Annotated in this window: 11 protein-coding genes; 8 read left to right on the top strand and 3 right to left on the bottom strand. The window is 72.2% G+C overall.

The features are described from left to right. Positions 1–4: 4 nt before the first annotated feature. From FY030_RS12700 to FY030_RS12690, 3 genes are read left to right on the top strand one after another with little or no spacing between them, the layout of a single operon-like run. On the top strand, positions 5–1,114 hold the full coding sequence (locus FY030_RS12700) for a lantibiotic dehydratase C-terminal domain-containing protein (protein WP_192498599.1): 1,110 nt from the start codon (positions 5–7) through the stop codon (positions 1,112–1,114). Next, complete coding sequence (locus FY030_RS12695) at positions 1,111–4,410, top strand: TOMM precursor leader peptide-binding protein (RefSeq protein ID WP_158061820.1); 3,300 nt, start codon at positions 1,111–1,113, stop codon at positions 4,408–4,410. The genes FY030_RS12700 and FY030_RS12695 overlap by 4 nt, the downstream gene beginning before the upstream one ends. A 17-nt stretch (positions 4,411–4,427) precedes the next feature. Beyond that, the gene (locus FY030_RS12690; RefSeq protein WP_158061819.1) at positions 4,428–6,200 is read left to right on the top strand and encodes a thiopeptide-type bacteriocin biosynthesis protein; all 1,773 of its coding nucleotides are present in this window, start codon (positions 4,428–4,430) and stop codon (positions 6,198–6,200) included. Here FY030_RS12690 and FY030_RS12685 read toward each other — a convergent pair. Further along, positions 6,161–7,348 (bottom strand): iron-containing alcohol dehydrogenase, encoded by a 1,188-nt coding sequence (locus FY030_RS12685; RefSeq protein WP_192498598.1) that lies wholly within the window; start codon positions 7,346–7,348, stop codon positions 6,161–6,163. The two genes, FY030_RS12690 and FY030_RS12685, sit on opposite strands and share 40 nt — an antisense overlap. 29 nt (positions 7,349–7,377) lie before the next feature. Between FY030_RS12685 and FY030_RS12680 the strand changes: the two genes are divergently transcribed. The 4 genes from FY030_RS12680 (at position 7,378) to FY030_RS12665 (ending at position 10,187) form a co-directional block, all read left to right on the top strand. Continuing rightward, a complete protein-coding gene (locus FY030_RS12680) occupies positions 7,378–7,806 on the top strand; it encodes a hypothetical protein (protein WP_158061817.1) in 429 nt (142 codons plus the stop codon). Between the two features lie 138 nt (positions 7,807–7,944). Further along, positions 7,945–8,127 carry a thiazolylpeptide-type bacteriocin gene (locus FY030_RS12675; protein WP_158061816.1) on the top strand — a complete coding sequence of 61 codons (183 nt, stop codon included), beginning with the start codon at positions 7,945–7,947 and terminating at the stop codon, positions 8,125–8,127. 222 nt (positions 8,128–8,349) lie between these two features. Further along, the gene (locus tag FY030_RS12670; protein WP_158061815.1) at positions 8,350–9,348 is read left to right on the top strand and encodes an ABC transporter ATP-binding protein; all 999 of its coding nucleotides are present in this window, start codon (positions 8,350–8,352) and stop codon (positions 9,346–9,348) included. Then, positions 9,345–10,187, top strand: a complete 843-nt coding sequence (locus FY030_RS12665) for an ABC transporter permease (RefSeq protein WP_158061814.1) — start codon at positions 9,345–9,347, stop codon at positions 10,185–10,187. The genes FY030_RS12670 and FY030_RS12665 overlap by 4 nt, the downstream gene beginning before the upstream one ends. Positions 10,188–10,216: 29 nt before the next feature. On the opposite strand, the gene FY030_RS12660 is transcribed toward FY030_RS12665, so the two are convergent. Next, entirely contained in the window at positions 10,217–11,011 is a 795-nt protein-coding gene (locus FY030_RS12660) for an SGNH/GDSL hydrolase family protein (protein WP_272950558.1), read from the bottom strand. 89 nt (positions 11,012–11,100) lie between these two features. Next, a complete protein-coding gene (locus tag FY030_RS12655; RefSeq protein WP_238348292.1) occupies positions 11,101–11,781 on the bottom strand; it encodes a uracil-DNA glycosylase in 681 nt (226 codons plus the stop codon). Between the two features lie 146 nt (positions 11,782–11,927). Between FY030_RS12655 and FY030_RS12650 the strand changes: the two genes are divergently transcribed. Beyond that, a complete protein-coding gene (locus FY030_RS12650; protein ID WP_158061812.1) occupies positions 11,928–12,218 on the top strand; it encodes a DUF3263 domain-containing protein in 291 nt (96 codons plus the stop codon). Positions 12,219–12,225 lie beyond the last annotated feature (7 nt).

Raw genomic sequence — 12,225 nt, 5'->3', positions numbered from 1 at the left:
TGTCGTGAGTTGGCATGCGCAGCGTGCGGCCGACCTGCTCAGCACGGCAGTTCTGCCCGAGGTGCGCCAGCTGCAGAGGGAACACCCCGCAACCTATGCCGAGCGGCACTGGGTCAAGGGCCCGCACGTCGCGGTGATCGTGCCCGACGCTGAGCCCGGGCAGGTCGACCTGGACGACTCGCGCCGACGCCTGACCCAAGCCGTGGCGCCACTCGCGGGTGGCCCGCCGCTGAAGGAGAAGGAGTGGTTGCAGCAGGCGGCCACGCTCGGGAAGGCCGAGCTGATCGAGCCGCCCTACGGGCCCTTGCGACCGGACCGCGCCGTCACGGTCGAGCGCTATCGTCCGTCCTCGATCGAGCTGGTCGGTGCCGAGGCTTATCCGCTCAAGGAGCGGTTCCTGGCCGCAGCCGTGCCGGCGGTCGGTCAGACCCTGGCCCAGGGCGACGCCATGGGATCGGCGCTGCGCCTGCTGGCGCTGCACGGGAGCCGGTGGCCCCTCGGCGGGATCGAGGTGGGGCAGCTGACCTATCGCAGCCATCTCGAGGACCACCTGCACCTGCACGGTGGGGATGAGCTGCGAGCCGCCGTCCAGGCAGCGGTCGCCCGGCACCTGGACGGTGCCAGGGGCCTGGTCGCCCACCTTCTCCAGACCGCCCCCGACGGGCGGTACGACGGGGAGGACCCCCTGCTCCGGTCCTGGTCAGACCTCCTTGACCAGAGCTGGCCGCAGGCGCTGGAGGCAGCCGCGTCGGGCATCCTGGGCTACGAACCGGGGGAGGCTTATGCCGCCAAGGCTGAGCGGCTGGGTGAGGCCGAGAAGCGCCGCTGGGCCTACGGCGAGAACCGCACCTACTCTGCCTTCCACGAGAAGCAGCGCAGCCTCTCGATGCTCCCGGAGCCGGTCGCCGCGACCGAGTTCTCGGCCTACCGGTTCCTGACCAATCAGGCCTACCGGGTCCTCCCGCTGCTCGACGTGACAGCCTCGCAGCGCTACCTGCTGTGCGCGCTGCTCACGCAGGCGGTCGAGGATGTCACCGGCACCACCTGGATGGACCTGCTGTCGGAGGCGGCGGAGGATGCCTCCGCGATGATGGGGACGGGCGCGCGCGCATGAACATCACCCCTGAGCTCGTCATGCTGCGCCCTGGTGCCCGGGTGCGCACCGCGGGGGACGTCCTGGTGGCCACCTCGGGCGAGCGCGGAGTGCGGATCCGGCTGGGGAGCGCCGCAGGTCCCGTCTGGGCACTGCTCCGCCCGCTGCTGGAGAACGGTCTGGACCTCACGGTCTTGGACCGGGGCGCGAGGACGCCCGAGGCCGCGCTGGGGCAGGTCGTCGCCGAGCTGCGGCGAGGCGGGGTCACGGTGGTCAGGCCGGAGGGCGAGCAGTGGGGGCAGGCGTCGGAGCAGCTGCGTTCGTGGGCGCTGCACGAATGTGACGTCCCGGCCGCAGCCGCAGCCCGCTTGCTCGACGCGACCTGGGACGTCGTCGGGACCGAGCGGCTGCGGGCGACCGCAGCCTCGATCATGGGCGACCTCGGACTCGCCGTCCGGGATGGCGGGAGCACCTCCTCCTCCGACGGGGGCGATGTGCCCCTGCGTGTGGTGGCCAGCTGGGACCACCAGGGCTCCGGAGCCGTGGAGCGCTGGGGATCGCAGGTGGTCGCCGTGCACGACACGGGTCTGCGTCACCTGGTCCTGGGGGTGGATGAGACGGCGCGGGCGACCAGGCTGGCGTCGGCACTCACCACGCGCGGCCGACCGTCCCCGGAGGAGGTCGACACGGAGGCGATGCACGACGTGCTGGTGGCGACTGCGATCGAGCACGCCTTGCGTGGAGCCATCGGCTCACCCATGGCACCCGTGCTCGTGGGCCCCGGTGCACGTGCGCGGATCCTGCCGGAGAGCGTGGGCCGGATCCACCCGGTGCTGAGGCCCGCACCCCCGTGCTCCGCGACGCCGAGAAACCACGCGGACGAGGAGGCGGCGCTCGACCGACAGCACGACGTCCTCTTCGACGACGACCTGGGCCCGCTGGGCGAGCCTCACCCGCTCGATCTGCCACAGGTGCCGGTTCCTGTCGTGATCGGCGCCGACCACGCCGGAGCAGCGGTCTGCGGATGGGGTGCCACCGAGAGGATCGCGCGACGCCGCGCGATCGGTGCCACCGTGGAGCGTTGGGTGGCCGAGGTCCTGCGCGTCGATCCCCAGCGAGTGGTCGCCGGTGTCGACCCCGTGCACGCCGTCGCTCTGCTCGTGGCGCGGCAGCGCGCCGCCGAGGGGGAGAGCTCGTCGCTTCCCCTCCGAAGGGTGCACGCGGGCGACCGGGAGGTGGTCGTCGTGGGCTCAACCCAGGAGGACCTGGAGCGAGGCGAACGGGAAGCGCTCTTGGCCTGGCAGGTGCTGGAGGCTGCGGGGCCGGGTGTCGCCGGGCCTGCAGTCCTCGTAGAGGGCGAGCCGGCCGCCGTGGTCAAGCAAGGCGGGGGTATGCCGCGCTGCCGGACGCTCATGGGGCTGTCAGTCCTCGACGAGGCCGGTCTGGTCGTCCTTGTGGCGGACGCGGCGCCGGACGAGGGCCGGACCGAGACCCCCGAGGACGCCCTTCCGACGCCGGCGGTCCCGGTGCTGGCCGTCTCAGACCTGGACCACCTGGCGGGCGAGCTGTCGTCCTCCCGGGAGGCCGGGGGGACGTGCGTCCCGGTGGTGGCGCTGGGGTCGTCCCTGCTGATCGGCCCGGTCGACCGGCCCGGCGCAGCCGGGTGCGCCCAGTGCGCCGTCGCGCGTTACCACGCCACGCTCAAGGCGCCGGGCACCGACCCGATGCTGGGTGAGGGTGGTGGGGGACCGGCGATCGGCTGGACGCCCGTGGTGGAGACCATCGCCCGGGACTTGGCCGCCGATGACCACCAGATGGGTGGCCCGCGGCGAGCTCTGGTGCTCGTCCCCAGGTCACCATCGGTGGCCGAGCACCGCGTGATCGCCGTCCCGGGATGCCCGGTCTGCGACGACGGGAGCGCCGCCGGCGCCACCACCGCCCTCGCGAGCGAGACGGGGCTGGACCTCGATCCGGGGGTGGCCCTGCCGCCGTCCCACGCGGGCTCGCTGCGGCAGTGCCAGCCGCCGGATGTGGCAGGCCTGCGCGAGGTCCTGGTCGACCACCGCTTCGGGCCGGTCGCTCACCTCTACCGGGACCTGTCGACACCCTTGGCCTTCTCCGTCGCCGAGCTGGTCGTGCCGGGCACCGATGAACGTATCGGTGGTTACGGGCGGGCCAGCGACCACGACGAGGCCGAGCGTGTCGCCCTGCTGGAAGCGCTGGAACGCGATGCTGGCGCCGCCTGGTCGGCCCTGAAACCGGCCGCTGTCCGTGCCTCCGCAACGGAGCTGGGGTCTGCAGCGCTGGACCCACGGACCCTGGGGCTGCCGGAGCCGGCGCGCGTGCACCGCACCGTGGGGTTGCGGGCCTTCGACCCCGAGGAGAGCGTCGACTGGCTGCCCGCCATCGACCTCTCCGACGGTAACCCGGTCCTGGTCCCGGCCCATGCCGTCCATCACCGTTATCCGCACCGGCACACCGACCCGCCCCTCTGGCTGCGGGACACCAGCAACGGGTGCGCTCTCGGTGCCAGCCTGACCGAGGCCGCGCTGCACGGACTGATGGAACTCATCGAGAGAGACGCCTTCCTGCTTGCCTGGTGGGGCCGCCGGGGCGTGCGAGGTCAGGTACGGCCGGACCCGGATGACCGCCTGACCAGGCATCTGCTGGACCACGCCGGCACGCTGGGCTACGACATCCGCCTGCTGGACATCACCAGTGACGTCGGGGTGCCGTCCGTGGTGGCGACGGCACGGGCCAGGGACCCGCAGCCTGGGCAACGCGGAGCCTTCTACTGTGCCGCCGGGGCCAACCCGGACCCGGCCAAGGCGGCGGCAGCAGCCGTCGTCGAGCTGGTGACCTCGCTAGCCCTCGCGCCGGCCAAGGAGCCCGCACCGGAGGGTAGGCGAGCGGCCATGGTGGCCGATCCCTACCAGGTGCGCACCCTGGAGGACCACGTGACCCTGCACGAGGATCCGGCGGTGGAGCCGAGGTGGGGCCACCTGTGGCAGACACCGACCGTCGAGGCGCCGACCCAGCGTCCCTGGCCGACGGGGGCGGCCGACCTCCGGGAAGTCCTGGGCCACGTGGTGAGCAGGTGCGAGGCCGTGGGCTCCCGGGCACTGGTCGTCGACATCACCACCCCCGCAGTCAGGGCCGCCGGCCTGCGGGCCGCCAAGGTCCTGGCTCCCGGCCTCATCCCCATGTCCTTCGGCCACGCAGCGGCCCGGGTCACAGGCCTGCCCCGACTGGATGCCGTCCTGCCGCAGGACCCGATCGAACGTGACCTGGCCCTCGACCCCCATCCCTTCCCCTGAGACCGAAAGGAGTTCCCGTGAGGACCATCGACGCGGACCACCACATCGCCAGCACCCGGGCGCCGGGCGCAGGCTGGACCACGCTGCACGCCTACGTGCACGACGCCGCCGTGGCCGACCGGCTCATCACCGAGGTCGTCGGTCCGGTGGGGCGGGCCATGGAGAGGTCGGGCGAGATCTCTTCGCAGTTCTTCCTGCGCTACTGGGACGGCGGCCCCCATGTGCGCTGGCGCCTCCGCGACGCCGACGACACAGTGGTGGCCAGGGCCGCCGGGGCGCTCGAGGAGTTTTTGCACGGGCACGCACCCGCGAGCCCGGTGGACCCCGCCGTCTTCCTGGCGGGCATGGGGCAGCCGCCGGAGGGGTCGGACTGGTTCGGCCACGGCACGGTCAACCGGGTCGACTACGAGCCGGAGACTGACCGCTACGGTGGGCCCGCCGCCCTGACCCTGGCGGAGGAGCTCTTCGCGGTCTCCTCGCGGCTCGCTGAGAGCGTGGTCAAGGGCACCGTTGCGGGCCCCCAACGGGTCGCCCTCGCCCTGGACCTCGCGCACGCCCTGCTCGCCGGCGCCGACGTCGACGGCCCGGAGGCCGCCCGCTTCCTGCGCGGCTTCGTGCTTGGCTGGCCGACCCTGGCGGAGGCGCCGAACGTCGACCTGGACGCCGCGCGTCACGCGGCCGAGAGGGACCTGCTGACTGCGCCTGCAGCTCATGCAGCCCGCCGCGAGGTGGTCCGTCGCCGGGTCCAGGAAGGCACCGGCGCGGTCGGCCTGTGGGGAGCGGCCGTGGCCCGCTACGTGCGAGGGCTGCAGGCCCTGGACTCCTCGGGCGAGCTGACCACGCCGATCCCGTGGGTCCTCGGGTCCCAGCTGCACATGATGCACAACAGGCTCGGACTGACGATCTCTGACGAGTGCCACCTGTCCTGGCTGGCCTCCTTCCCCTACCTGGGTGTGGACCACTCCGGTGGCATGCACCCGCCGGCGCCGGACGCCCCGGACCGGGTCTACCACGAGCGGTCCAAGTTCTTCCCCGCCCGCGGCGCCGCACAGTTCCCTGACCCCGACGCTCCGCTGCACCGCAACGCGGTCGTGGGCACCGGCGAGATCGTGCAGCTTCCGAGGCCCGAGCCGGGCGGGGCCGGTCAGGTGGCCCTGCTGAGTGCGCTGCTGAACCGCCGTTCGGCCTACGGCCGCTACCACGGGCAACTCACCTCCGGTCAGCTCAGCACCCTGCTGTGGTACTCCGCCGGCGACGTCGACGAGCTGCGCCCTCCGGGCGCCGGGCCTGAGGACGCCTACCCCGTCCGGCCCTACCCCAGTGCCGGAGCGCGCTCGGCCACCCGCTTGCTGGTGCAGGTCGCGCACATCGACGGGATCCCGAGCGGCCTGTACGAGTACCGGCCTTCCGGCCACGCCCTGGAGCGGGTGCCCGTCCCCACACGCACGGCCGACCTCCTGCGCTGCTCCCCCTTCCTCGACCCGGACGGTCAGCCCACGGTCGATGCCGTTGATGCTCCCGCCTTCCTAGCCGTCGTGGCCGACCTGGCCTATCCCCGCCAGCGCTACGGCCTGCGCTCCTTGCGGTTCCAGCTGCTGGAGGCCGGCCACCTGACGCAGAACCTGCTTCTTGTAGGGGCCGCGCTCGGCCTGCGCAGCGTGCCGCTGGGAGGCATCTACGACGACCGGTTGTCCCTGGCCCTGGGACTGGACGGTGTCGACGACGCGCCGCTCTACCTGGTGCCGTTGGGTCACGAGGGCTGGGATCCCACCGAGGGGGATATCGCATGAGCCAACGACGCGACCGACTGTCCCTCAAGAGCTCCCTTCCGGGTGAAGCCGTGCTCGACCAGGTCGGCGGCATGGACCTGCGGGTCGATCGCGGCGCTGGGGCCGTCGAGCAGACCGCAGTCCCGCAGGGCGGAGTGCAGCGCTCGCGCCCCGGCGACCTCCGAACCGACCGGCCCGGTGATCAGGCTGGCCAGGGTGGCGGAGCGTCCGGGGGTCACCAGCGGCCCAACGTCCTCCTGCTGGGTGACTCTCTCCAGCAGGACCGGCAGCAGCGCCCGCAGCGCAGCCGCCTTGGGCTGGCCGGAGGAGCCAGTCACGGCATGCTGCAGCAGCCACAAGGGGCTGTCGGAGACCGTCCGTCCGACCGACGCCAACTGGGTGGCGCTGGAGGTGGCCAGCCAGGCCGCCTCGGCGAGCACCCGGTCGGGCAGGACGGTTCCGGCCCGGCCGCCGCCGACCTTCGCGCTGAGCGCCATCGCCCGGCGCACGAAGACCGCGGCGAACTCGTCGGCAGCCGGGTGAGCCCCGTCGTCGGCGAGAGCGGGTCCGAGGGCACGAGCCGCGGTCTCGAGCAGACCGTCTCGGACGAGCTGTCGTGGCAGCGACCGCAGCATCTCGACGTCCAGGACCGCCGCCCGGGGATGCAATCCAGGGTCGGCCAGCACCGCACGCAGCGTGCGTCCAGCCTCGGCCACGACCGCCAGGGAGCTCACCTCGGCTCCGGTGCCCACCGTCGAGGGGACCGCCACCACCGCCGGAGCGGCCTGCGTCACGGACGTCGCGGCTCTGCCGCGCAACCCCTCACCGGGCCAGCCGTCGGGTCCGGCGAGCGACCGGTCCGCCGCTGCCAGGGCCGCGACCCGCGCCAGGTCCATCACCGTGCCCCCGCCCACCGCCACGACCACGCGGGCAGACGCCTGGCTCACCAGGGCCGCGAGTCGATCCACGGCGCCGAAGTCGCACGGCGTGCTCACCTCATGGGTCTCGCAGCCGAGGTGGGTCGCCAGGAGCTCGGCCCGGTCGCGCACGGCAGCGTCCCCCACGACCAGCGCAGGCGCGGTGCCGACCATGGCGGCGACCACTTCCGCCCCGCGCCCAGGTGCGGCGACGACGCGCGTGGGAACGGTCCATACGAAGCCTCGCACCACCAGATCAACCTAACCGAAGGAGTTCACTGATGTCACTGATGATGATCGGCCTGCTCGCCGCATGCTGGTTCATGGCCGGCCTGATGTGGCTCACGCAGCTGGTGAGCTACCCCGCCCTCGCCTCCGTCCCGCCCGAGGACGCCCCGGCCGTCAACCGGTCCAACCAGGCCCGCCTCATGGTCCTGTCCACGCCCGCGACGCTGCTGGCCCTGGGAGCGGGCGTCGCGGTGGCGATCGGCGCCGACACCCGGGCCGCCACCTGGATGGCCATCGCCCTGGTGACCGTGCTGATGCTGGTGGGCTTCCTCGCCGGGTCGGTCCAGAGCGCCCACCACCAGCGCCTGATGAAGAGCTTCGACCCGGAGGTCCACCGCCGCATGGTGTCGGGCAACTGGGTGACCACCGTCGGCTGGAGCATCGCCGCGTTCCTCTCCGTCGGGATCGGGTACGCGGTATGACCCGCCGTTGGCCACAGGGCCGTGGCCCCCCGTGCCGCTCAGCGGACCTGCCGAACCATCGACCCATCCATGCAGTAACCGAGTCCCGGGGCCCTCCTAGGGCTCGTCCACGAAGAATCACACAGAAAGCAGATCATCATGCAGAACACCGACACCCTCGACCTTGGCCTGGACCTCGCCGACCTGGACCTGGACGTCCTCGAGGTCAGCCAGGTGCGTGACGCCATGGCGTTGCCCGAGACGGGCGCCTCCTCCGGCAGCAGCAGCTGCCACTCGACCTCGTGCTGCGGCACCTGCTCCTGCAGCAGCTGCTGCACCTGAGCCCGGCGCAGCCCGGTTAGAGGTGGCCCATGCATCCCTGTGGATGCATGGGCCACCTCGGTTCTGCGGCCCCTGACGGCGGGCCGACCGGGCCTGCTTGTCCGCCCGAGGACATGGCCGCTAGTGGCGGCTGAAAAGCCTTCACAGGCACCCATGACCGACCCATAGTTGAAGAAGCCGTCACTCCGACGTAGCGGTCCCCGACGACATTGGAGGCACACAGTGCGCACCCTCGAAGAGCACTCCACCGGAAACGCCGCTGACCCCAGACATTCCGGGCGCGATCTCGCCCTCTCCGTCCGCGGCCTGTGCAAGTCCTACGGCAGCGTGGACGCCCTGCGCGGCGTCGACCTCGACGTGCACCGCGGAGAGGTGCTCGGCCTGCTCGGCCCGAACGGTGCCGGCAAGACCACGACCGTGGAGATCCTGGAAGGGCAGCGCACGGCCGACAGCGGTCAGATCGACGTCCTGGGCGTGGATCCCGCCACGGCCGGCATCGACTTCCGGGCCCGCGTCGGGGTCATGCTGCAGTATGCGGGGCCCCCGCCGGAGCTCCGCGTCACCCAGACGGTGTCGATGTTCGCGTCGTACTACGACAACCCCCGCGGTGGCCAGGAGGTGCTCGACTTCGTGGGCCTCGGTGACATGGGTCAACGCCGTGTCTCGCGGCTCTCCGGGGGTCAGCGCAGGCGTCTGGACCTGGCCCTAGCCATCATCGGCCGTCCCGAGCTGCTCTTCCTCGACGAGCCGACGACGGGGTTCGACCCGTCGGCACGTCAGCAGGCGTGGTCACTGGTGGAGAGCCTGCGCCGGCTCGGCACGTCCGTGCTTCTCACCACGCACGACATGGACGAAGCCGCTCGTCTGTGCGACCGGATCGCGGTCATCGTGAGCGGGCGCGTGGTCGCGGAGGGCACGCCGAGCCAGCTCACCGAGCACCTCGGCCAGCGCCGGCTCATCGTCCGGATGGCCGACCGCGCCGGTCACCACCTCACCGTCGACGACCTCCCGGACTCGGTCCGGGGCCACGCCCGGGAGGTCGGTCGCGACATCGAACTCCTCATGGACGACCCGGAGGCCGCGCTGGGCGTGCTCCGGTCGTGGAGCAGGGAGCACAAGCACCAGGTCCTCGACAGCCACATTTCCAGGGCGAGCCTCGAGGACGTCTACCTCGCCCTGACCGCCGACAACGACCTCAGTTCGAAGGATGGCCAGTCATGACGACCGCACGGGTGCTGAGCGCCGACGCTACGACGACCCACCAACCGACACCACAGACGAGCGGCCGGGCGGGGACGATGTCCCTGCTCGCCAGCGAGATCGTCTGGTCGACCAAGATCTTCCTCCGTAACCCGATCGGGGTGCTCTTCGCCCTCGTCCTGCCGATGTTCTTCCTGGTCCTGTTCAACGTGCTGACGGACCGGGGCGAGCTCTATGACGGCCTGCCCTTCGTGCAGTGGAACCTCGCGGGGATCACCGTCTTCGTGGTGGCTTCGTCCTGCTTCATCAACCTGGCGATCGCGACCGTCTTCAGCCGCGAGGCGGGCACCCTGCGCCGTATGCGTAGCACCCCGCTCCCGCCCGGGGTCTACGTGCTGTCGCGGGTCCTGACCAACAGCCTGGTCGCCTTGTTCTCCACCCTGCTCATGGTGTTCGTGGCCTGGGCGGTGTTCGGCCTCCAGCTCAAGCCGCTGCCTGCCATAGCCGGCCTCCTGGCCCTGCTGGTGGGCGTGCTGGCCTACTCCGCGCTGGGGATGGCGGTAGCCAACATCGTTCCGACGCAGGAGACCTCGATCCCGATCGTCATGTTCCTGTCTTTCCCGCTGCTCTTCGCCGCAGGCGTCTTCTTCCCGCTGGAGGGGGCGCCCCAGGCGCTGATCACCGCGATGGACCTGATGCCGGTCCGGCCGTTTGGGATGGCGCTGCAGCAGGCTTTGGACCCCGCGACCAGCGGGCTAGCCATCGCCTGGCAGGAGCTGGGGGTGCTGGCTGCCTGGGGCCTGCTGGGCACCTTCCTGGCCTCGCGCTTCTTCCGGTGGGAGCCGCGCGGCTCGGGCTGAGGCCGGCCGCCGGTGCCAGGGTCAGGACCTCAGCTCTCCGGGGGTGCCGCAGGTCCCAGTTCGGGACGCTTGGGGTTGATCAGGTCGCCCGAGGACCGGCCCTGGAGGCGCCGCTGCACCCAGGGCCCGGCGTACACCCGGGCCCACTGGGCGTGGCCGCGCAGACGTTCCATCGTCCCGGGCGGGACCTGCGGCGGCAGCGGCGCGCGCCAGTCGGCCTCCTCGGCCGTGTGCCCGAGCGCCACATAGGCCGTCAGCGCGACGCGGCGGTGCCCTTCCGGCGTCATGTGGATGCGGTCCTCGGCCCACATGCGCCAGTCCTTGAGGAAGTCGCAGGCCCACTGGTTGAGCACGTAGCAGCCGTGCCGCTGGGCGATCGACCAGATGTGGGAGATGTAGGTTGCGGCCCGGCCGCGGGTGCGGCCGATGATCGGTGCGCCGACCGGGTCGGTGGGGGTGGCCATGAGCACGTCCGCTCCGGTCGCCCGGATCCGCGCCACTGCCTGGTCGAGTTGGGCGGCGAGCGCGTCGACATCGGCGCGGGGACGCAGGATGTCGTTGCCCCCGCCGACGATGCTCACCAGGTCCGGCCCGAGGTCGAGGGCGGCTTCCAGCTGGGGCCCGGCGACGTCGGCGAGCTTGCGGCCGCGCACCGCCAGGTTGGCGTAGGCGAAGTCGGGGGCGTGGGCCGACAGCAGGGCTGCGAGCCGGTCGGCCCAGCCGATGTAGGCCCCGGGGGTGGCCGGGTCCGGGTCGCTCATCCCTTCGGTGAAGGAGTCGCCGATCGCCACGTAGCGGCTCCACGCGCGCGGCTGCGGCCGGATGCTGCCCGCCCGGCCGTGGACGGTCGGGCCCGCGTCACCATGGACGAGCAGGAGCGGGCCGTGGTCCCCGGCGCCATTGGATGGTCTGGTCACGGCAGGCTCCAGTCGATCGGGTCGCCGCCCTGGCGGGCGAGCAGGTCGTTGGTCCGGCTGAACGGACGGCTGCCGAAGAAGCCGCCGCGGGCCGACAGCGGGGACGGGTGGGCGGACTCGACGCGGGGCACCTCGCCGAGCCGCGACCCCAGCGTGCGGGCGTCGCGGCCCCACAGGATCGCGACCAACGGCCCGCCGCGGGCGACCAAGGCCTCGATCGCCAGCTCGGTGACCTCCTCCCAGCCCTTGCCCCGGTGGCTGGCCGGGGCCCCTGGGCGCACGGTGAGCACCCGGTTGAGCAGCATGACCCCACGCTCCGCCCAGGGCGAGAGGTCACCGGTCGAGGGGCGAGCGACGCCGAGGTCCTCGACCAGCTCGGTGTAGATGTTGGCCAGGTTGCGGGGGATCGGCGCCACCTCGGGGGCGACCGAGAAGCTCAGCCCCACCGCGTGCCCTGGCGTCGGGTACGGGTCCTGCCCGACGATGAGGACCCGCACCTGCTCCAGCGGCTGCTCGAAGACACGCAGAACGTGCTGACCCACCGGCAGGTAGCCGCGCCCGGCCGCCAGCTCGGAGCGCAGGAAGTCGCCCAGCGCGGCGACGGTCCCCTCGGCCGGGGCCAGTGCCTCCGCCCAGCTCGGGTGCACGAGGTCACGCAGGGGTGTGGCGGCGTTCACGCCAGCCACTGTATGTCGTCCCCGCGCCGGTCCGGCTGTGGGCTGGCCCTGGCGTTCACGTCTGGCCGCGCGTCGAATGACACCGGTGTAAGTCCGGTGCCCTAGGATGAGGAGCACCACTGCCGAGTCGATGAAAGGACATGTGCATGGGCGCCGTCACCCGCGTCGAGCAGGCCGACCCCTCTTCCGGTCTCTCCGAGCGCGACCGGCAGATCCTGGAGTTCGAGGGCCAGCACTGGACCTACCCGGGGTCGAAGGAGGAGTCCATCAAGGACCTCTTCGACCTCTCCACGACGCGTTACTACCAGATCCTCAACCAGCTCATCGACACCGAGGCGGCCCTGGCCCACAAGCCGCTGCTGGTCAAGCGGCTGCGCCGGGAGCGCTCCCGACGCCAGCGCACCCGCTCGATGCGTCGGCTGGGGATGCAGGTCTGACCTCGCC

Origin of the sequence: Ornithinimicrobium pratense, from assembly GCF_008843165.1 — a bacterium.
Classification (GTDB): domain Bacteria; phylum Actinomycetota; class Actinomycetes; order Actinomycetales; family Dermatophilaceae; genus Ornithinicoccus; species Ornithinicoccus pratensis.
The sequence above is the reverse complement of the archived record's forward strand: the minus strand, read 5'-3'. Positions and strand labels throughout refer to the sequence as shown.